This window comes from Streptomyces sp. CA-251387, assembly GCF_050936625.1.
In the GTDB taxonomy this organism is placed as follows: Bacteria; Actinomycetota; Actinomycetes; order Streptomycetales; family Streptomycetaceae; genus Streptomyces.
Genome location: NZ_JBNJMJ010000001.1, coordinates 3,799,299 through 3,820,182, shown reverse-complemented (window position 1 = coordinate 3,820,182; position 20,884 = coordinate 3,799,299). Strand labels below are relative to the sequence as shown.

The 20,884-nt window shown below is 68.2% G+C and carries 14 protein-coding genes and 2 rRNA genes; 9 read left to right on the top strand and 7 right to left on the bottom strand.

Going from position 1 to position 20,884, the window contains the following annotated elements:
* Positions 1–190: 190 nt before the first annotated feature.
* Both ACQEV2_RS16900 and rrf read left to right on the top strand, forming a co-directional pair.
* A 23S ribosomal RNA gene (locus ACQEV2_RS16900) occupies positions 191–3,311 on the top strand.
* A gap of 69 nt (positions 3,312–3,380) precedes the next feature.
* Positions 3,381–3,497: ribosomal RNA gene (gene rrf / locus ACQEV2_RS16895) — 5S ribosomal RNA — on the top strand.
* A gap of 114 nt (positions 3,498–3,611) precedes the next feature.
* Here the strand turns inward: rrf and ACQEV2_RS16890 are convergent.
* Genes ACQEV2_RS16890 through ACQEV2_RS16870 form a run of 5 tightly spaced genes read right to left on the bottom strand, consistent with a single transcriptional unit; the run spans position 3,612 to position 9,279 of the window.
* Positions 3,612–4,922 carry a DUF58 domain-containing protein gene (locus ACQEV2_RS16890; RefSeq protein ID WP_433041411.1) on the bottom strand — a complete coding sequence of 437 codons (1,311 nt, stop codon included), beginning with the start codon at positions 4,920–4,922 and terminating at the stop codon, positions 3,612–3,614.
* On the bottom strand, positions 4,922–5,911 hold the full coding sequence (locus ACQEV2_RS16885) for an AAA family ATPase (protein WP_433054506.1): 990 nt from the start codon (positions 5,909–5,911) through the stop codon (positions 4,922–4,924). The genes ACQEV2_RS16890 and ACQEV2_RS16885 overlap by 1 nt, the downstream gene beginning before the upstream one ends.
* Positions 5,911–7,113 carry a DUF4350 domain-containing protein gene (locus tag ACQEV2_RS16880; RefSeq protein WP_433041408.1) on the bottom strand — a complete coding sequence of 401 codons (1,203 nt, stop codon included), beginning with the start codon at positions 7,111–7,113 and terminating at the stop codon, positions 5,911–5,913. Before ACQEV2_RS16880 ends, ACQEV2_RS16885 begins: the two co-directional genes overlap by 1 nt.
* The gene (locus ACQEV2_RS16875; protein WP_433041405.1) at positions 7,110–7,919 is read right to left on the bottom strand and encodes a DUF4129 domain-containing protein; all 810 of its coding nucleotides are present in this window, start codon (positions 7,917–7,919) and stop codon (positions 7,110–7,112) included. The genes ACQEV2_RS16880 and ACQEV2_RS16875 overlap by 4 nt, the downstream gene beginning before the upstream one ends.
* A gap of 4 nt (positions 7,920–7,923) precedes the next feature.
* Positions 7,924–9,279: a glycerophosphoryl diester phosphodiesterase membrane domain-containing protein gene (locus ACQEV2_RS16870; RefSeq protein ID WP_433041402.1), complete on the bottom strand. Its 1,356-nt coding sequence runs from the start codon at positions 9,277–9,279 to the stop codon at positions 7,924–7,926.
* 140 nt (positions 9,280–9,419) lie between these two features.
* Between ACQEV2_RS16870 and mtnA the strand changes: the two genes are divergently transcribed.
* From mtnA to ACQEV2_RS16835, 7 genes are all read left to right on the top strand, one after another.
* Positions 9,420–10,571 carry an S-methyl-5-thioribose-1-phosphate isomerase gene (gene mtnA / locus ACQEV2_RS16865; protein WP_433041399.1) on the top strand — a complete coding sequence of 384 codons (1,152 nt, stop codon included), beginning with the start codon at positions 9,420–9,422 and terminating at the stop codon, positions 10,569–10,571.
* A gap of 157 nt (positions 10,572–10,728) precedes the next feature.
* On the top strand, positions 10,729–11,418 hold the full coding sequence (gene mtrA / locus ACQEV2_RS16860; RefSeq protein ID WP_187822996.1) for a two-component system response regulator MtrA: 690 nt from the start codon (positions 10,729–10,731) through the stop codon (positions 11,416–11,418).
* Between the two features lies 1 nt (position 11,419).
* On the top strand, positions 11,420–13,495 hold the full coding sequence (gene mtrB / locus ACQEV2_RS16855; protein WP_433041396.1) for an MtrAB system histidine kinase MtrB: 2,076 nt from the start codon (positions 11,420–11,422) through the stop codon (positions 13,493–13,495).
* Positions 13,485–15,326 (top strand): LpqB family beta-propeller domain-containing protein, encoded by a 1,842-nt coding sequence (locus tag ACQEV2_RS16850; RefSeq protein ID WP_433041393.1) that lies wholly within the window; start codon positions 13,485–13,487, stop codon positions 15,324–15,326. The genes mtrB and ACQEV2_RS16850 overlap by 11 nt, the downstream gene beginning before the upstream one ends.
* A 248-nt stretch (positions 15,327–15,574) precedes the next feature.
* Positions 15,575–16,648 carry a ComF family protein gene (locus ACQEV2_RS16845; protein WP_433041390.1) on the top strand — a complete coding sequence of 358 codons (1,074 nt, stop codon included), beginning with the start codon at positions 15,575–15,577 and terminating at the stop codon, positions 16,646–16,648.
* 315 nt (positions 16,649–16,963) lie between these two features.
* Positions 16,964–17,656: a ribosome hibernation-promoting factor, HPF/YfiA family gene (hpf, locus tag ACQEV2_RS16840; protein ID WP_433054503.1), complete on the top strand. Its 693-nt coding sequence runs from the start codon at positions 16,964–16,966 to the stop codon at positions 17,654–17,656.
* Positions 17,657–17,857: 201 nt separating this feature from the next.
* The gene (locus ACQEV2_RS16835) at positions 17,858–18,604 is read left to right on the top strand and encodes a response regulator (RefSeq protein WP_433041387.1); all 747 of its coding nucleotides are present in this window, start codon (positions 17,858–17,860) and stop codon (positions 18,602–18,604) included.
* Positions 18,605–18,654: 50 nt separating this feature from the next.
* On the opposite strand, the gene ACQEV2_RS16830 is transcribed toward ACQEV2_RS16835, so the two are convergent.
* A complete protein-coding gene (locus tag ACQEV2_RS16830) occupies positions 18,655–19,824 on the bottom strand; it encodes a winged helix-turn-helix domain-containing protein (protein ID WP_433041384.1) in 1,170 nt (389 codons plus the stop codon).
* 274 nt (positions 19,825–20,098) lie between these two features.
* Positions 20,099–20,716: a GNAT family N-acetyltransferase gene (locus ACQEV2_RS16825; RefSeq protein ID WP_433041381.1), complete on the bottom strand. Its 618-nt coding sequence runs from the start codon at positions 20,714–20,716 to the stop codon at positions 20,099–20,101.
* Positions 20,717–20,884 lie beyond the last annotated feature (168 nt).

Here is a 20,884-nt window from a genome sequence, read left to right as displayed (position 1 = left end):
CAGGCGCTAGTACTGCCCCTTGGGGCGTGGAACGCTGATCTGGTCAGCTGATCGTGTCGGGCACGCTGTTGGGTGTCTGAGGGAATGGATTTTTCCTCAGTTGCCGGCCCCGGTGAAGCACTGACGTAGTTGGTGTGTGACGGGTGGTTGGTCGTTGTTTGAGAACTGCACAGTGGACGCGAGCATCTGTGGCCAAGTTTTTAAGGGCGCACGGTGGATGCCTTGGCACCAGGAACCGATGAAGGACGTGGGAGGCCACGATAGGCCCCGGGGAGTCGTCAACCAGGCTTTGATCCGGGGGTGTCCGAATGGGGAAACCCGGCAGTCGTCATGGGCTGTCACCCATACCTGAACACATAGGGTATGTGGAGGGAACGCGGGGAAGTGAAACATCTCAGTACCCGCAGGAAGAGAAAACAACCGTGATTCCGGGAGTAGTGGCGAGCGAAACTGGATGAGGCTAAACCGTATACGTGTGAGACCCGGCAGGGGTTGCGTATGCGGGGTTGTGGGATCTCTCTTTCACGGTCTGCCGGCTGTGAGACGAGTCAGAAACCGTTGATGTAGGCGAAGGACATGCGAAAGGTCCGGCGTAGAGGGTAAGACCCCCGTAGTCGAAACGTCAGCGGCTCGTTTGAGAGACACCCAAGTAGCACGGGGCCCGAGAAATCCCGTGTGAATCTGGCGGGACCACCCGCTAAGCCTAAATATTCCCTGGTGACCGATAGCGGATAGTACCGTGAGGGAATGGTGAAAAGTACCCCGGGAGGGGAGTGAAATAGTACCTGAAACCGTGTGCCTACAAGCCGTGGGAGCGTCGGACATCAGCTTGCTGGTGTCTCGTGACTGCGTGCCTTTTGAAGAATGAGCCTGCGAGTTTGCGGTGTGTTGCGAGGTTAACCCGTGTGGGGAAGCCGTAGCGAAAGCGAGTCCGAATAGGGCGATGTAGTAGCGCGCTCAAGACCCGAAGCGGAGTGATCTAGCCATGGGCAGGTTGAAGCGGAGGTAAGACTTCGTGGAGGACCGAACCCACCAGGGTTGAAAACCTGGGGGATGACCTGTGGTTAGGGGTGAAAGGCCAATCAAACTCCGTGATAGCTGGTTCTCCCCGAAATGCATTTAGGTGCAGCGTCGTGTGTTTCTTGCCGGAGGTAGAGCACTGGATAGGCGATGGGCCCTACCGGGTTACTGACCTTAGCCAAACTCCGAATGCCGGTAAGTGAGAGCGCGGCAGTGAGACTGTGGGGGATAAGCTCCATGGTCGAGAGGGAAACAGCCCAGAGCATCGACTAAGGCCCCTAAGCGTACGCTAAGTGGGAAAGGATGTGGAGTCGCACAGACAACCAGGAGGTTGGCTTAGAAGCAGCCACCCTTGAAAGAGTGCGTAATAGCTCACTGGTCTAGTGATTCCGCGCCGACAATGTAGCGGGGCTCAAGCGTACCGCCGAAGTCGTGTCATTGCGATATGTACCCCCAACGGGGATCGTGATGGGTAGGGGAGCGTCGTGTGCCGGGTGAAGCAGCACCGGAAGGTAGTTGTGGACGGTTCACGAGTGAGAATGCAGGCATGAGTAGCGATTCACACGTGAGAAACGTGTGCGCCGATTGACTAAGGGTTCCTGGGTCAAGCTGATCTGCCCAGGGTAAGTCGGGACCTAAGGCGAGGCCGACAGGCGTAGTCGATGGATAACCGGTTGATATTCCGGTACCCGCTGTGAAGCGTCAAACATCGAACCAGGCGATGCTAAGTCCGTGAAGCCGCCCCGGAGCCTTCGGGCAAAGGGGAGTGGTGGAGCCGACGAACCAGACCTGTAGTAGGTGAGTGATGGGGTGACGCAGGAAGGTAGTCCATCCCGGGCGGTGGTTGTCCCGGGGTAAGGGTGTAGGCCGTGCGATAGGTAAATCCGTCGCACTTGTGGCTGAGACCTGATGCCGAGCCGATTGTGGTGAAGTGGATGATCCTATGCTGTCGAGAAAAGCCTCTAGCGAGTTTCATGGCGGCCCGTACCCTAAACCGACTCAGGTGGTCAGGTAGAGAATACCGAGGCGTTCGGGTGAACTATGGTTAAGGAACTCGGCAAAATGCCCCCGTAACTTCGGGAGAAGGGGGGCCACACTTGGTGATCCAATTTACTTGGTGAGCTGGGGGTGGCCGCAGAGACCAGCGAGAAGCGACTGTTTACTAAAAACACAGGTCCGTGCGAAGCCGTAAGGCGATGTATACGGACTGACGCCTGCCCGGTGCTGGAACGTTAAGGGGACCGGTTAGCTCCATTTCGGTGGGGCGAAGCTGAGAACTTAAGCGCCAGTAAACGGCGGTGGTAACTATAACCATCCTAAGGTAGCGAAATTCCTTGTCGGGTAAGTTCCGACCTGCACGAATGGCGTAACGACTTCTCGACTGTCTCAACCATAGGCCCGGTGAAATTGCACTACGAGTAAAGATGCTCGTTTCGCGCAGCAGGACGGAAAGACCCCGGGACCTTTACTACAGTTTGATATTGGTGTTCGGTTCGGCTTGTGTAGGATAGCTGGGAGACTGTGAAGCTTGGACGCCAGTTCAGGTGGAGTCGTCGTTGAAATACCAGTCTGGTCGTGCTGGATGTCTAACCTGGGTCCGTGATCCGGATCAGGGACAGTGTCTGATGGGTAGTTTAACTGGGGCGGTTGCCTCCTAAAGGGTAACGGAGGCGCCCAAAGGTTCCCTCAGCCTGGTTGGCAATCAGGTGTTGAGTGTAAGTGCACAAGGGAGCTTGACTGTGAGACCGACGGGTCGAGCAGGGACGAAAGTCGGGACTAGTGATCCGGCGGTGGCTTGTGGAAGCGCCGTCGCTCAACGGATAAAAGGTACCCCGGGGATAACAGGCTGATCTTCCCCAAGAGTCCATATCGACGGGATGGTTTGGCACCTCGATGTCGGCTCGTCGCATCCTGGGGCTGGAGTCGGTCCCAAGGGTTGGGCTGTTCGCCCATTAAAGCGGTACGCGAGCTGGGTTTAGAACGTCGTGAGACAGTTCGGTCCCTATCCGCTGTGCGCGTAGGAGTCTTGAGAAGGGCTGTCCCTAGTACGAGAGGACCGGGACGGACGAACCTCTGGTGTGCCAGTTGTTCTGCCAAGGGCATGGCTGGTTGGCTACGTTCGGGAGGGATAACCGCTGAAAGCATCTAAGCGGGAAGCCTGCTTCGAGATGAGGACTCCCACCCACTTGATGGGGTAAGGCTCCCAGTAGACGACTGGGTTGATAGGCCGGATCTGGAAGCACGGTAACGTGTGGAGGTGACCGGTACTAATAGGCCGAGGGCTTGTCCATAGAGGCTCGCGTCCACTGTGTTAGTTCTGAGGCAACGACCGTGTTTTTTCCGGTCTAACTTCATAGTGTTTCGGTGGTCATAGCGTGAGGGAAACGCCCGGTTACATTCCGAACCCGGAAGCTAAGCCTTACAGCGCCGATGGTACTGCAGGGGGGACCCTGTGGGAGAGTAGGACACCGCCGAACAAATTTTGAGAAAACCCCCGGCCGGGGATACCGGTTCGGGGGTTTTCTGCGTTCACGGTTCGGGCGTTGGCGGGGGTTAAATTCCAGACGGAGCCCGTCAAGACTCCCCCTGGATCACAAACGACCCGCCGTCTTAAGGGCTAGATAAGCGTCCGCCAGTGCCGGTGCGAGTTCCTCCGGCGTTGCGTCGACGACCGTAACGCCGTGACGGCGGAGTTGTTCCGCCGTGCGGTGTCGTTCGCTCTGGGCTTGGGCGGCGGCTGCGGCCTCGTAAACCGAGTCCGTGTTTCCGCGTGCGGTTGCCATGCGCGCGATGTGAGGGTCCGCTACTGATGCCAGCAGAACTGTGTGGCGCTGGGTGAGCTGGGACAGGACGGGCAGCAGGCCCTCCTCGATCGGGGCGGCGTCCAGGGTGGTCAGCAGCACGATCAAGGAGTGGCGGGGCGCCGTACGCAGTGCCATGGCCGTCAGGCCTCGGGCGTCCGTTTCGATCAGCTCGGCTTCGATCGTGGCCATCGCGTTGACCAGGGAGGGGAGAACGTCTCCTGCTGTGCGGCCCTGGACGAGGGCGCGTACTCGGCGGTCGTAGGCGAGGAGGTCCACGCGGTCGCCGGCTCGGGAGGCGAGGGCGGCCAGGAGCAGTGCCGCGTCCATGGAGGCATCGAGGCGTGGAGCGTCGCCGACGCGTCCTGCTGAGGTGCGGCCGGTGTCCAGGACAAGGAGGATGTGGCGGTCGCGTTCGGGGCGCCAGGTGCGTACGGCGACCGTGGACTGTCGGGCCGTAGCGCGCCAGTCGATGGAACGGGTGTCGTCGCCGGGGACGTACTCGCGCAGGCTGTCGAATTCTGTCCCTTCGCCGCGAGTGAGCACGCTGGTGCGGCCGTCGAGTTCGCGCAGGCGGGCCAGTTTGGAGGGCAGGTGCTTGCGGCTTGTGAAGGGGGGCAGGACGCGTACCGTCCAGGGGACTTTGTGGGTGCCCTGGCGGGAGAAGAGGCCCAGTGGGCCGTACGAGCGAATCGTCACGCGGTCGGCGTGGCGGTCGCCGCGGCGGGTGGGCCGTAGGCGAGTCGTGATGCGGCGGCGTTCCTCGGCGGGGACCGTCACGCGGTGGCGGGAGGCCGCCACCTCTGTGCCTGGCTGCCAGCTGCTGGGCGGCCAGGCGTCCCGGAGGTGGGCGCGGAGGGGCTGGCGGGACGGGTTGGTGACAGTGAGGGTGACGTCGGCCGTCTCGCCCAGGCGGACAGAGGTGTCGCCGGAGCGGGTCAGGCCGAGGCGTCGTACGGGTGCTGCCAGGGCGAAGTCGCAGGCGCAGGCCGCGGCCAAGGGTGCGTTGACCGCGAGGATGCCCGTCCAGCTGGGGTCCCAGATGCCTACGGGGAGGGAGCCTAGGGCCGCGAGGAGTGCGGCGCGTCCGGTGAGTGCCATCAGCGAGGGACGGGGACGTGGGCGAGGATCGCGTTGATGACGGAGTCGGCTGTGACGCCTTCCATCTCGGCCTCCGGGCGGAGCTGCACGCGGTGGCGGAGGGTGGGGAGGGCCAGTGCCTTGACGTCGTCGGGGATGACGTAGTCGCGACCCGTCAGCCAGGCCCACGCGCGGGCGGTGGCCAGGAGGGCCGTGGCGCCGCGTGGGGAGACGCCCAGGGTCAGGGACGGCGATTCTCGGGTGGCTCGGCAGATGTCGACCACGTAGGCCGTGATCTCCGGGGAGACCGTCGTCTTGGCCACTGCCGCGCGTGCCGCCTCCAGGTCTGCCGGGCCTGCTACGGGGCGTACGCCGGCGGCGCGCAGGTCGCGGGGGTTGAAGCCCTCGGCGTGGCGGGTGAGGACGTCGATCTCGTCCTGGCGGGAGGGCAGCGGGATGGTGAGCTTGAGGAGGAAACGGTCCAGCTGGGCCTCGGGGAGGGGGTACGTGCCCTCGTATTCCACCGGGTTCTGCGTCGCGGCGACCAGGAACGGATCGGGGAGCGGACGGGGGGTGCCGTCGACGGTGACCTGGCGCTCCTCCATGGCTTCCAGCAGGGACGACTGGGTCTTCGGCGGGGTGCGGTTGATCTCGTCGGCGAGGAGGAGGTTGGTGAAGATCGGGCCGGGCTGGAAGGAGAACTGTGCGGTGCGGGTGTCGTAGACGAGGGAGCCCGTCACGTCACTCGGCATGAGGTCGGGGGTGAACTGGACGCGCTTGGTGTCGAGTTCGAGTGCGGATGCGAGTGCGCGGACGAGCAACGTTTTGGCTACCCCAGGGACTCCTTCAAGGAGAACGTGTCCGCGGCAGAGGAGGGCGACGACGAGGCCGGTCACGGCGGGGTCCTGGCCGACCACGGCTTTGGCGATCTCGGCGCGCAGGGCTTCCAGGGAGGCGCGGGCGGTGCCCGGGTCCCCGGTGTTCCCGGCGTTGTCAGTGGTCGGGTCCATCATGGACGGCGTACCTCTCTTTCGAGGGCGTCGAGTTGGTCGGCGAGGGCGATGAGGGCCGTGTCGTCGCTGGGCGGCGGGCCGAAGAGGAGAGTGTGCAGGGTCTGTCCGTTTCCATGGTTGTGGAGGTGGGCGGACAGAGCGGGGAGCAGGGCCTCGGGCGCGTGCGCCTGGGAGACGGGGACACCTACGAGGGGGGCGAGGCGCGTGCGGGTGGTGGAGCGAAGAGCGGCGGCCGCGCGGTCGCGGGCGTTGGCTTTGCGGTAGAGGCGGGCGCGGCCTTCGACGGTTTCGGAGGCGCGGATCGCCACGGGGAGTTTTTCGGGCACCAGGGGGCCCAGTCGGCGTGCCCTCCAGAGGGCGGCCAGTGCTGCGGCGACGAAGAGCTGCAGGGTGCCCCAGAGCCAGCCCGAGGGGAGCAGGTCGAAGAAGCTGCGTTCGTCGTCCTCGTCGGCGGCCGACGTGTCGGAGAGCGAGGGGAGGTACCAGACCAGATGGGGGCGGGAGCCGAGGAGTTGGAGGGCGAGCGAGGCGTTGCCCTGCTCGTCGAGGCGTTCGTTGTGGAGGATGTCGGGCGCGCCGAGGACGACGGTGTCGCCGTTCCCGGTGGTCTCCGAGACTCGCAGCAGGGTGGCCAGCCGTTCGCTGGGGTAGCACTCGTCGGCGCCGAGGTGGGTCGTGGTGTAGCGGATGCCTCCCAGGTCGGCGGTGCCCGCGCGCTGGGCGGCGGGCAGGGCGCAGTCGGGGGAGAGCTCCGAGTCGAGGCTGGTGGCGGGGTCAGCGGTGACCCCGGGGACGAGCCTTTCGACGGACCAGCTGCCGGGGGCGACGAGGACGGTACGGCCGCCGGAGCCGGCGATCGACGAGCGCAACCAGGTCTGTTGACGGTGCGTCAGCAGGTCGGGGGCGGCGACCAGGAGGGTGGTGTCCGCGGTGGCCGCCGTGCGTGCCTCGTCCAGGGTGGTGACCACGCGCGTGTCCACGCCGCGGTCGGCGAGGAGTTCGGCGACCGCCCGGCTGCCTTTGGGGTCGGCGGAGCGCGGGTCGAGGGTGCCGTGCTGGGCGTCGGAGCGGATCGTGGCGATCGCGACGGCTGCCGCCAGCAGGACTACGACGGCGAGGGCGACGCCTCGCGCGCGGGTCCACACCTGGCGTGCCGTGGGCGAGGCCGAGGTGGTCGGGAGCTGGGCCTCGGTGGTCATCCGGCGGCCCCTTGGCGGATGTTGTGCGCCGTGCTGGATGTGCTGCTCGCGAGCTGTGGCTTGCTGTTCTCCAGGTCACGGTCGAGTGTGGCGATGCGCTGGTACGCCTGCTGGGTCGCGGTTCGTCCGCCGTATGTCACGTCGTCGAAGTCCCGGGCGGCGGCGCGCAGTCGATCCGTGTGGGAGGGCATCGAGCGGCCTGCTTCGGCGGCGGCCTCGTCGGCGGTGCGGCCTGGGCGGACGTCGAGAAGTGCACGTTCCTCGAGGGAGCGGACGATGGCGCGCATGCGTTCCTGGACGGCCTGGTTCCAGTGGCCCTGGGCGGCGTGTGCTTCGGCGGCGGCTCGGTGTTCGGCGGCGCTGCGGGGGCGGTCGTCGAACAGGGCGGGGGAGGAGGTGGGTTGGCGGCGCGGGGTGCCCAGGCGCCACCACAGGGCACCTAGGAGCGCGAGGACGACCAGGATGACGACGATCAGGCCGAGTGGTCCTCCGGGCGTCACGGTCGTGGCGCTGTTGAACAGGTCCTCGACCCAGTCCCAGAAGGCGTCCAGGGCGCGCTGGAACCAGCTCGGTTCGTTCTCGTGGTACATGCGCTTGGAGAGCTCGCGCCGGGCGGCTTCCCGCGCGGGATCACGTGGGATCGTGAGCGGTGGCTCGTCGTCCGAGCGCGTCAGCAGCGACAGTACGGACGTGTCGCCGACGCGCGACAACGACCGTACAGTTGCGTCGCCTGCGCGCAGCAACGCGCGTATGGTCGCGTCCGGCAGCGCTGACGCTGCTGTGAGAACTCCCCCCGCCAGGCTCACCGGTTCAGCTCCCCGGGGTGCCGGTGCCGTAGCCCTGGACGCCGGCTGCTCGGGCCAGTTCGAGGTCGAGGGCCTCGCGGCGGATGCGCTGGTCGATGTAGAGCAGGACGGTGACGCCGGCCGTGATCGGGAAGGTGATCATGGAGCCGATCACCGAGCCGATGCCGCTGACGATGAGGAACGTCCAGCCGAAGTCGGTGGTGCCGTTGAGGAAGCTTGCGGCGCCGTCGCCGCTGAGGGCGCCGCCGAGGAAGGTGAAGGGGATGACGACGATCGCCGCGACGATGTTCGCGATGATCGTGGCCAGCAACTGGATGCCGAAGACGCGCCACCAGGAGCCGCGGACGAGCTTTGCGGAGCGGCTCAGCGCCTTCATGATGCCCTGCTTCTCCAACATCAGCGCCGGCGAGGCGAGGGAGAAGCGGAACCACAGCCACAGCGCGATGATGCCGGTGCCGAGGGTGCCCAGGATGGCCAGTGCTGCGCCTCCGTCGCCGGAGCCCGAGGCGGCCACGAGGATGCCGGGCACGGCGCCTGCGAGCAGCAGGCCGAAGGTCATGAGCAGCAGCAGGAAGAGCAGGCCGAAGAGCCGCAGTACCTGAGGGCGGGCATCGCGCCAGGCCTCGCCGGTGGTCACCGACTTGCCGAGCACCGCGCGGCTGGTGACCGTCGTCAGCAGTGCGGTCGCGGCGATCGCGCCGATCACCGAGATCAGGAAGATCACGCTGGAGCTGAGCAGGGCGTCGCGCGTGGCGCGGGCCAGCTCGCTGAGGGTGGCGCTGGGGTCGTTGAGGGCCTCGGTGCTGGTGCGGTCGTTCAGGACGAAGCCCTGGAGGAGAATGACGAGGATCTCCGTCACGATCGCGACGGTCAGCGAGATGCCCAGGACCGTGCGCCAGTAGGTGCGCATGGTGGAGACCGCGCCGTCGAGGATCTCGCCGACGCCGAGTGGGCGCAGCGGGATCACGCCGGGCTTGGCGGCGGGTGGTGGGCCACCCCAGCCGCTTCCCCAGGCGCCGTAACCGCCCGGGGCGCCGTAGCCAGGGTGGCCGCCGCCGTATCCGCCGTATCCGCCGTATCCGCCGTGTCCACCAGGGCCGGCGGGCGGGTGGGTGCCCCAGCCCGGGCCGGGCGGTGGGGGTGGCGGGGTCTGGCCGGGAGCCTGCGGCCCCGTCGGGGCGGACCACTGGCCGGGTGGCGGCTGCTCGTTGGACCACTTCGTGCCGGGGCCCTGTGGGTCCGGTCCCGGCTGTTGCGCGGGGTCGGGACGATCTGCGGGCTCGGCAGGTCCGGACGCCTCCGGTTCCTGCCCGTCGGACGGGGCGGATCCGGGCGAGGCCCAGCCCGGAGTGTCTTTCATCGTCGCTCCTTCACGGTGCCCGTCCGCGGTCGCGGCGGCAGGTTGGCAGCCATCGTGCCATGGGGCGGTCGGCGAGGTACCGGCCGCGGTATCGGCTGCACACCTTCAATTGTCCGTCGGACAAAGGGCAGACTGGCCGCATGGCTGATCAGCACGCGCAATCCGGCGAGGACAGCAAAGCGACAGGGATACCGGCGATCCGGTGGGACGAACCACCTGAGGGTCCCGTTCTGGTCCTTCTCGACCAGACGAGGCTGCCGGCCGAGGAAGTCGAGCTGGTGTGTACGGACGCGTCCGCGCTGGTGGAGGCGATCCGTTCGCTCGCCGTGCGCGGGGCGCCGCTGCTCGGGATCGCAGGGGCGTACGGTGTCGCGCTCGCCGCCGCGCGCGGATTCGACGTGGATGCCGCCGCGGAGTCGCTGGCGGGCGCCCGGCCCACGGCGGTGAACCTAGCCGTCGGCGTGCGCAGGGCTCAGTCCGCGTACCGGGCCGAGCTCGCCAGGAGTGGGGATGCCGAGCAGGCCGCCGCGGCGGCGCTGGGTGCGGCGCGGGCGTTGCACAAGGAGGACGCCGAGGCCAGCGCCCGGATGGCCGAGCGCGGGCTGGCGCTGCTGGACGAGCTGTTGCCCGGCGGTGGGCACCGCATCCTCACGCACTGCAACACCGGGGCGCTGGTGTCAGGAGGTGAGGGCACGGCGTTCGCGGTGGCGCTCTCTGCGCACCGGGCCGGGCGGCTGAGGCGGTTGTGGGTGGACGAGACGCGGCCGTTGCTGCAAGGGGCTCGTCTGACGGCGTACGAGGCCGCGCGTAACGGGATGGCGTACACCTTGCTCACGGACAATGCGGCGGGCTCGCTGTTCGCTGCCGGTGAGGTGGACGCGGTGCTGATCGGGGCGGACCGTATCGCGGCCGATGGCTCGGTGGCGAACAAGGTGGGGAGCTATCCGCTCGCCGTGCTCGCGCGGTACCACCATGTGCCGTTCATCGTGGTGGCACCGCTGACGACGGTGGATCCGGAGACGCCGGACGGGGCGTCCATCGAGGTCGAGCAGCGCCCCGGATTTGAGGTGACCGAGATCGTGGCGCCTCAGGTGCCGGTGGCGGGAGTGGAACCGGGTGGCGGGATTCCGGTGGCGCCCCTGGGGACGCAGGCGTACAACCCGGCGTTCGATGTGACGCCGCCCGAGCTGGTGACGGCGATCGTCACTGAGGAGGGCGCCGTGTCCCCCGTGACTGCTGAGGCGCTGGCGGAGCTGTGTGCCAGGTCGCGGCAGATGACACAGACGTTGTGAGGTAGCAGTCGGGACCATCGGGGCAAGGTCGGGTGGATCCGCCCAAAGGTCACGCTCCGTCATGGTGGCGAGGGCAGACAGTGGCCATCGCGTACGACTAAGGTCACTGGCCGGTGACCTATCTCACCACTGCCTTCGCCACTGTTATGAGAATGGGATGATGGCATTCATGAAGGGACGAGTCCTTGTCGTCGACGACGACACCGCACTGGCCGAGATGCTCGGCATCGTGCTGCGTGGTGAAGGTTTTGAGCCGTCTTTCGTAGCCGACGGCGACAAGGCGCTGGCCGCATTCCGGGAGACCAAGCCCGATCTGGTGCTGCTCGACCTGATGCTGCCCGGGCGGGACGGTATCGAGGTGTGCCGCCTGATCAGGGCGGAGTCCGGGGTGCCGATCGTGATGCTCACGGCCAAGAGCGACACGGTGGACGTGGTGGTCGGCCTGGAGTCCGGCGCTGACGACTACATCGTGAAGCCGTTCAAGCCGAAGGAGCTCGTCGCCCGGATCCGGGCGCGGCTGAGGAGGTCGGAGGAGCCGGCACCCGAGCAGCTGGCCATCGGTGACCTCGTCATCGATGTGGCCGGGCACTCCGTGAAGCGGGACGGACAGTCCATCGCGCTGACGCCGCTGGAGTTCGACCTGCTGGTCGCGCTGGCGCGCAAGCCATGGCAGGTGTTCACGCGTGAGGTGCTCCTCGAGCAGGTGTGGGGCTACCGGCACGCGGCCGACACCCGTCTGGTGAACGTCCATGTGCAGCGGCTGCGTTCCAAGGTCGAGAAGGACCCGGAGCGTCCGGAGATCGTGGTGACCGTTCGTGGCGTCGGCTACAAGGCAGGGCCGAGCTGACATGTCCGGGGACAGCGCCGCTGCGGCCCCCGGTCGGACCGGGGCCCGTCCGGAGCGGCCTGTCGGCCGGAAGGGTGCGGGCTCCCGTTGGGGACGGTTCCTCGAGGGTGGGCTGCTGCAGGGAGGAGTCCAGGGCAGCCCGGTCCTGCGTCTTCTGCTGCGTTGGGTGCGCCGGCCGCTGCTGCCCGTCATGCGGCTGTGGCGGCGCAACATCCAGCTCAAGGTCGTCGCCACGACCCTGCTGATGTCGCTGGGTGTGGTTCTGCTGCTGGGCTTCGTGGTCATCGGGCAGGTGCGCAACGGCCTGCTGGACGCCAAGGTGAAGGCCTCGCAGAGCCAGGCCACGGGCGGCTTCGCGGCGGCCAAGCAGAGGGCCGACGAGGCTGCCGCAGGGACCGCCGACGACGGGGCGGCGGTGGACGAGCGCTCCGACCAGAACGTCATCCAGTGGATGAGCGATCTCGTCTCCTCGCTGTCCAGCGGCGGGCAGGGTGCCTTCGAAGTGGTGACGCTTCCGACCTCCGCGGGCAGCGACACCGGGGGGCGCGGACGGCGTGCCTCCGGCGGTGTGGACCCGACCGCGAGCGTGCCCGAGGCCCTGCGCGATCGGATCGACAGTGCTACGGGGGCGTTCCAGAGCTACACCCGGATCGTCTACCAGCCCACCGCTCACAAGGACTCCCAGCCGGCACTGGTCATCGGCAAGCAGGTCAACGATCCCAACGGCGACCCCTACCAGCTCTACTACCTCTTCCCGCTCGCGCAGGAGGAGAAGTCGCTCAGCCTGGTCAAGGGAACGCTCGCCACCGCCGGGCTCTTCGTCGTCGTACTGCTCGGGGCCATCGCCTGGCTCGTGGTGCGCCAAGTCGTCACGCCGGTGCGGATGGCGGCCGGGATCGCCGAGCGGCTGTCGGCCGGGCGGCTGCAGGAGCGGATGAAGGTCACCGGCGAGGACGACATCGCGCGGCTCGGTGAGGCCTTCAACAAGATGGCGCAGAACCTGCAGCTGAAGATCCAGCAGCTGGAGGATCTGTCGCGGATGCAGCGGCGGTTCGTGTCCGACGTGTCGCACGAGCTGCGGACGCCGCTGACGACCGTACGCATGGCTGCCGACGTCATCCATGAGGCGCGGGAGGACTTCGATCCGGTGACTGCCCGGTCGGCGGAGTTGCTCGCCGACCAGTTGGACCGGTTCGAGTCGCTGCTCGCCGACCTGCTGGAGATCAGCCGCTTCGACGCCGGTGCGGCGGCGCTGGAGGCCGAGCCGATCGACCTCAGGGAGGTCGTGCGGCGCGTGGTCACCGGGGCCGAGCCGCTCGCCGAGCGCAAGGGCACCCAGATACGGATCCTCGGCGACCAGCAGCCCATCGTCGCCGAGGCCGATGCCCGGCGCGTCGAGCGTGTGCTGCGCAACCTCGTCGTCAACGCCGTCGAGCACGGAGAGGGCAGGGACGTCGTCGTGAAGCTCGCGGCGGCGGGCGGGGCGGTCGCGGTCGCGGTGCGTGACTACGGCGTCGGGCTCAAGCCCGGCGAGGCCACCCGGGTCTTCAGCCGCTTCTGGCGGGCCGACCCGGCACGCGCGCGTACCACGGGCGGTACGGGCCTTGGGCTGTCCATCGCGCTGGAGGACGCCCGGCTGCACGGCGGCTGGCTGCAGGCGTGGGGCGAGCCGGGTGGCGGTTCGCAGTTCCGGCTGACGCTGCCGCGGACCGCGGACGAGCCGCTGCGGGGTTCGCCGATACCGCTGGAGCCCAAGGACTCGCGACGCAATCGTGGACTTAATGACGCCGGTCTGCCGTGTGGCGGCGGTGAGAAGGCCGCGACAGTGCCGTCCCAGTCCACAGGTGACCAGGTGGCTTCGATGCCGTCGAGGGACCCGTTCGCCGCGCGGTTGGGCGCGGCGGCCCCCAAGGCCGATCCGACGGCGCTGCCCGGCAACGGCGCGCGCGTGGTCCCCCGGCCCGCCTCGGGCGCGCGGTCGCAGGACGACACGGCTGACGCGGAAGGGCCGCCGAGCGAGGAAGCCGGGCGGGCCGAGGAGCCGAACAAGCATGGGGAGGCATTTCGTGGGCGCTGACCGCGAAGGGGGCGCCCGGCGCGGGCCGGGGCGCGCGGTGGTGTTCGCCGCCTGTGGGGTCGTACTGCTTGCGGGGTGCGCCTCGATGCCCGACAGCGGCGATCTGCGGGGCGTCGAGTCCACGCCGCGCCAGGACACCCAGGTGCGGGTCTTCGCCATGCCGCCGCACGAGGATGCTTCGTCGGCGGAGATCGTGACCGGCTTCCTGGAAGCGCTGACCAGCGACGATCCGGACTATGAGATAGCGCGCAAGTACCTGACCAAGGAGGCGTCGGACAAGTGGCGGCCGTTGCTGTCCACGACGGTGCTCGCCGGTGGACCGGACGCTGAAGCCGACCGTGTGGGAGGACGGGAGGAGAGCGACGGCCTCTCGTACACGCTGACCGGCACCAAGGTCGCCACGGTCGACGCGCAGCAGTCGTACTCGCCCGCCGAAGGGGACTACAGCGAGTCGATGCATCTCACCCGGGACAAGAAGACCAGGCAGTGGCGCATCGACGTGCCGCCGCGCGGCGTCGTCATGGGTAAGTCGGACTTTCAGCGCAACTACATGTCCGTCGACAAGTACTACTTCGCCACGAACACCACGCTCGGGACCGCCCCGCACACGGCGGCCGTTGCCGATCCCGTCTATGTGCGCAGGAACGTGGATCCGGTGACGGAGATGGTGCGCTCCCTGCTCAAGGGGCCCACCAGCTGGCTCAACCCGGTCGTCAGGTCGAGCTTCCCCACCGGTACGGCGCTGAAGAAGGGGGGCGACTCGCTGACGACCGACGACCAGAACCGGCTGACCGTGCCGTTGAACGACAAGGCGGCCCGGGTCGGACTGACCAAGTGCAAAGAGATGGCGGCGCAGCTCCTGTTCACCCTGCAGAACCTCACCCCCACGGTGGACGAGGTCGAGCTGCGGGCGGGTGGCAGGCAGCTGTGCGTGCTCCGCGAGAACGAGGCGGAGGCCGTCGCCACGCGCGGGTCGGTCGAGCGCGCCGATTACCTGTACTTCCTCGACGCCGAGCACCGGCTCGTACGGCTGGCCGCCGCTACCGACGACACGCATCCCGAGCCCGTGCCCGGTGCCCTGGGTGAGGGCGATACCGAGCTGGAGTCGGTGGCTGTTTCGCGCGACGAGGACATGGCGGCCGGGGTCGGCCTCGACGGCAAGAACCTGTATGTCGGGGCGCTGGTGCAGGGCGGCCCGCTGGGGGAGCCCGAGCTCACCAGCGGGGGCCGGACGGCGAAGGAGAGGCTGTCGGCGCCCAGCTGGGATGCCCAGGGCGACCTGTGGGTGGCCGATCGCGATCCCGCCCATCCCCGGCTGTTGCTGCTGAAGGAGGGCGTGGGCGATCCGCTGGTGGTGAAGACGCCGCCGGGGCTGGAGGGGCGTATCGAGTCCGTCCGGGTGGCCGCGGACGGCGTGCGGATCGCGCTGGTGGTGAAGCAGGGCGACAGGTCGTCGCTGCTCATCGGGCGGATCGAACACAGCGAGAACGTGAAGGCCGGGGAGCCCGCGGCCGTATCGGTGCACGAACTGCGCTCCGCGACGCCGGAGTTGGAGGAGGTCACCGCCATGTCGTGGGCCGGTGACAGTCGGCTCGTGGTGGCCGGGCGTGAGCAGGGCGGCGTCCAGACGATGCGGTACGTCCAGGTCGACGGCTCGACACCGGAGGGGCCGGTTCCCGCGGCCCTCAGCGGCGTGAAGGAGATCACCGCGTCCGAGGACGCACGGCTGCCGCTGGTCGGCTACTCGGAGGACGGGATCGTACGGCTGCCGTCCGGGATGCAGTGGCAGAAAGTGGTGACGGACGGGACCGCGCCGGTTTATCCGGGGTGACGTCGTGTCCGGCGGGGCCGTTGAGGTCCGGGGCCGGTGAGCGTGGCGGCCGCTTCCGGCCGGGGGAGGACTCCGGCTGGGGGCGGCCGCTTGTTTGGTTGCGGGGTGGGCGTCCGGTTCTTCCCTGGTGGGTGGAATCCGGCGGTGTTGCGGGGCCGACGTGTGCGTCTGGGTGGGGGCTGGAGTTTTCCACAGGCAGTTATCCACAGGGATGGTCGGTCGGCGCGGGCGTTGGCACAGTGGTGGGCATGCGGGGGTGGTGGCAGGACCTCACCGACCTGGTGCTGCCGGCCGAGTGCGGAGGCTGTGGCAGGTCTCGTACGGTGCTCTGTCCGGAGTGCCGTGCCGTCCTGAGCGGGGCCGCACCGAGCCGGGTGCGGCCGGTGCCGGAGCCGCCCGGGCTGCCGGTCGTGCACGCGGCGGCCCGGTACGCGGACGAGGTGCGGGCCGTGCTGCTGGCCCACAAGGAGCGCGGCGCGCTGGCGCTCGCGGCGCCGCTCGGGACGGCTCTGGCGGGGGCCGTGCGGGCGGGGCTTCGGGAGGCCTGTGCGGAGGGCGGTGGGGCGTCGGTGCCGGACGTGCGGTCCCGGGGCTCTCAGGTACGAGCTGACGGCGCGGTGCGGGTCGGGAGCGCCGGTGCGCCTGTGCTGCTCGTACCCGTTCCTTCCGGGCGTGGGGCGGTGCGGGCACGAGGGCATGATCCGGCGCGGCGGATCGCGCTCGCGGCCGCGGGTGAGCTGCGGCGGGCCGGGACGACGGCGCGGGTGCTTGCCGTGCTGCGGCAGCGGCGTTCGGTGGCCGATCAGTCGGGGCTCAACTCCCGGCAGCGGTGGGCCAATCTCGCGGGCGCGCTGACGGTGGCTCCCGGCGGAGGCCGGCTGCTCGCCTGTGGTCCGGTCGTGCTAGTCGACGACCTGATGACGACGGGCGCTTCCCTGGCGGAGGCGGCGCGTGCCGTGCGGGCGGCTTCGGCGGAGGCGACGGACTCCCGCAGACCGGAGCGGGCGGCCCCCTGCCGGCCCGACGTAGGGGGCCTCCGCAGCCGTACGGAGGCAGGAGCGAGCGGATACGGCAGAACGGCGGAGGAGGTGGACGCGTATGGATGGGTGGCCCCGCTCGGGGCGTGTGATGACGGGAGGTCGGCTGTGTACCTGGCGGGAAGTCGGGAAAGCACTGGGGAACGGAGAGCGGGCTCGACGGAGGGTGTGGTGCGGCGGACGCGTGAGATGCCGGGAATCATGGATGCCGGACGGGCCGGTGACGTGATCTGCGCGGCCGTGGTCGCTGCGTCGCCGGATTCCTTCGAAATAAACCGGAACTGACTGCGACCTTGCATCGTTGCAGGTAACGAGAGGGTCAATTCACCTGAACGGAGGTACGCCGCAGTAGAGGGTGACGACATCCGTCCGGGCGAGATATGTTCGGTTGTGAGGGAAAGGCGCAGGCCATCCCTCTCATATCGGAATGCCGTGCTGCGGGTTTTGCGCAATCACCCGCGGCCATGGGGTGGAGATCTTGCCCATGGGGGAGGAGGAGGTGGAAGTCACCGAGTCCGAGGTTCCGGGGTTCACCGGAGCCGGGTGCAAAAGGGAGATGCTCCGCCGATGGAGCGGAGCGATCCGGGAACGGAGTTCTGCGTGGACATCGTCGTCAAAGGCCGCAAGACCGAGGTGCCCGAGCGGTTCCGCAAGCACGTGGCCGAGAAGCTGAAGCTGGAGAAGATCCAGAGGCTCGATGCCAAGGTGATCAGCCTCGACGTCGAGGTGTCCAAGGAGCCCAACCCCCGACAGGCCGACCGCAGCGATCGAGTGGAGATCACGCTCCGCTCCCGCGGTCCGGTGATCCGGGCGGAGGCGGCAGCCAGTGATCCGTACGCGGCACTCGACCTGGCGGCGGAGAAGCTGGATGCCCGGCTGCGCAAGCAGCACGACAAGCGTTTTTCGCGCCGAGGCGCACGCCGGATCTCGGCGGCCGAGGTCCCCGACCACGTTCCGGGCGCGGCAACGCTCAACGGCAATGGCCACACCTTCCAGGAAGAAGAGCCGGAGGGAATTCCCACCAAGAAGATCGGCTCGCTGGAAGTGAAGGGCGAAGGGCCCCTCGTCGTGCGCGAAAAGACGCACGTCGCCTCCCCGATGACCCTCGACCAGGCCCTCTACGAGATGGAACTGGTCGGGCACGACTTCTACCTGTTCATCGACTCCGAGACCAAGGAACCGAGTGTCGTCTACCGGCGGCACGCCTACGACTACGGCGTCATCCACCTCAGCACGGACCCGATGGTCACCCAGGCGCAGTCTCCCGCGGCTGGTGGCACGCTGGGCGGCTGACCCATCCCACTGACAGCTGCGCCGGTGCCCCTGGAGCGCGTGTGCGCCCCCAGGGGCACCGGTGTGCGACCACTTCGCGCCCCGCTCGTCACCGTAGTGTCGGCCGGGCATGAAATCATGGCCGCACCGGCCCAACCGGTGGGTCGTTGCCTTGGGTTGGCGATGGCACAGGACCAGCCACAGCCTTCAGGGGGAGGAACGATGGCGGACAGCTTCGGACCGATGCGGGACGAGGATGCCGACGGCGACGTCGTCGGCGTGGGCCCGGAAGCGGGCTCTCCCCGCAAGGAGCCGATCAGAGTCCTCGTCGTGGACGATCACGCCCTCTTCCGTCGTGGACTGGAGATCGTGCTCGCGGCCGAGGAGGACATCCAGGTCGTGGGGGAGGCGGGTGACGGCGCAGAGGCCGTGGACAAGGCCGCGGACCTGCTGCCGGACATCGTCCTGATGGACGTCCGCATGCCCAAGCGGGGCGGGATCGAGGCCTGCACCTCCATCAAGGAGGTGGCCCCCAGCGCGAAGATCATCATGTTGACGATCAGCGACGAGGAGGCCGACCTCTACGACGCGATCAAGGCGGGCGCGACCGGTTATCTCCTCAAGGAGATCTCCACGGACGAGGTGGCCACCGCCATTCGTGCGGTGGCCGACGGGCAGTCGCAGATCAGCCCGTCCATGGCGTCGAAGCTGCTCACCGAGTTCAAGTCGATGATCCAGCGGACGGACGAGCGCCGGCTCGTGCCCGCGCCGCGGCTGACGGACCGTGAACTGGAGGTCCTCAAGCTCGTCGCCACGGGGATGAACAACCGCGACATCGCCAAGGAGTTGTTCATCTCCGAGAACACCGTGAAGAACCATGTGCGCAACATCCTGGAGAAGCTGCAGCTGCACTCCAGGATGGAGGCCGTGGTGTATGCGATGCGGGAGAAGATCCTCGAGATCCGCTGAGGGGCTGGCTGATGGCTGGTGTGGCTGGGGCTGGTGTGACGGCCTGACGGTCACGCCAATATGCGCGTGAGCTCCCTGGCGAGTGGCTCGCGCAGGTCGGGTGCGTCGACCCGTTCCACGCGTACGTCCGTGCAGTCGACCCAGCTTGCCGCCTCGGCCAAGGCCTGGGCCACTGCCGGGACGGCCTTCGGGCCGTCCAGGGTGACCTGCTTGGCCACCAGCGTGCTGCCCTCGCGGGCCGGGTCCACGCGGCCGACCAGATGGCCGCCGGCCAGGACCGGCATCGCGAAGTAGCCGTATATCCGCTTCTGCTTGGGGACGTAGGCCTCCAGGCGGTGGGTGAAGCCGAAGATCCGCTCCGTGCGGGCCCGTTCCCAGATCAGGGAGTCGAACGGGGACAAGAGCGTGGTGCGGTGGCGGCCGCGCGGGGGTGTCTCCAGGGCCGCGGGGTCGGCCCAGGCCGGCTTGCCCCAGCCCTCCACCGTCACCGGGACCAGGCCCGAGTCGGCGATCACCGCGTCCACCTGCTCGCCCTTGAGGCGGTGGTAGTCGGCGATGTCCGCGCGTGTGCCGACGCCGAGGGACTGGCCCGCCAGGCGGACCAGGCGGCGCAGGCACTCGGTGTCGTCCAGTTCGTCGTGCAGCAGTGACGGTGGGATGGCGCGTTCGGCGAGGTCGTAGACGCGCTTCCAGCCGCGGCGCTCCACGCAGACCACCTCGCCGTACATGAGGGCGCGTTCGACGGCGACCTTCGAGCCCGACCAGTCCCACCAGTCGCTGGTCCTCTTCGCGCCACCCAGTTCTGTCGCGGTGAGGGGGCCTTCGGCGCGGAGCTGTTTGATCACCTGGTCGTAGGCGCCGTCGGGGAGTTCGTGGTTCCAGTGGGGGCGGTTGCGGTAGGCGCGGCGGCGGAAGGCGAAGTGGGGCCACTCCTCCACGGGGAGGATGCAGGCGGCGTGGGACCAGTACTCGAAGGCGTGTGTGTCCGTCCAGTACGCCTTCTCGACCGTCTTGCGGCCTACTGCGCCCAGGCGGGCGTACGGGATGAGTTCGTGGGAGCGGGCCAGGACCGAGATGGTGTCGAGTTGGACCGCGCCGAGGTGACGGAGTATGCCGCGGACGCCGGAGCGGCGGTCGGGAGTGCCGAGGAAGCCTTGGGCTCTCAGGGCGATGCGGCGGGCTTCGTCTGCCGAGAGGGTGGTGGGGCGCGGGGTCGTCATGGGTTCGGACGATAGGGGGTGGCACTGACAATGGGGAGTGAGCTGGGGGTTTGGGGGAGGGGCGGCCGGTGTTCGCGGCGGCGTTCGTGGATTCGACCCCGCCGCCCCTACCCGTCCCGTCCATAAGGGGCTGCCGCCCCTTCGACCCCGCCAGGGGGCTGCCGCCCCCTGGACCCCCGCTTCGGCCCTGAAGGGGCCTTGTCCTCAAACGCCGGACGGGCTGAATTGCCGGGGCCGACGTCGAGAGGTGGACGCCCTCTGCGGGCGGCTGTGATCAGTCTTCGGGGGCTGGGTGGTCTTCGGGAGCTGGGTGGCTGGGGGATGTCGGGGCCGGCAGGTAGGGCGCCGTCGACGGCAGGCCCAGGTCTGAGGGGAGCAGGGAACCCACCCAGCAGTCACGGCGTACGCCCTGATGGACGATGGCGGAGCGGAGGGTGCCCTCCAGGGTGAAGCCGGTGCGGGTCGCCACTGCGCGGGAGGGGAGGTTGCCGACCTCGGCGCGCCATTCCACGCGGTCGATCGAGACGTGGACGAAGGCCCAGCGGGACGCGGCGAGGACGGCCTCGGTGATGTAGCCGTTGCCGCGGTGCTCCTTGGTGCCCCAGAAACCGATCTCGGCATCGCTCATGGAACGCATCGTGAGACCGAGCATGCCCACCAGGTCCTCCCCTTCGGGGAGGAAGAGCCCCCAGGTGAACATCGAACCGTTGCTCCAGCCCTCGGAGACCAGTTGGTGCGTGAAGCTGTGGGCGTGCTCGTGCAGGTAGGGCGAGGGGATCGTGGTCCAGCGCAGGATGTCGGGGTCCTGGACGGCCTCGTACACGGCATCGGTGTCCTGCGGTCCGACCGTGCGCATGAGGAGGCGGTCGGTGGTGAGCGTGACGGGTTCCATCGGCCGATTCTGCTCGGGGAGCGGTGCGAACGCCATTTTTTATGCGGTGTGTGAACCATGCGGTGCGTGAGCGCGCGATCGCGTTTCGCACAATTCGTTGGCGGAACGCGGCACCATCCGCGACCCCCGGCCGTTGTCCCTTTGACGGAGATTTGAAGCAGCGGATCG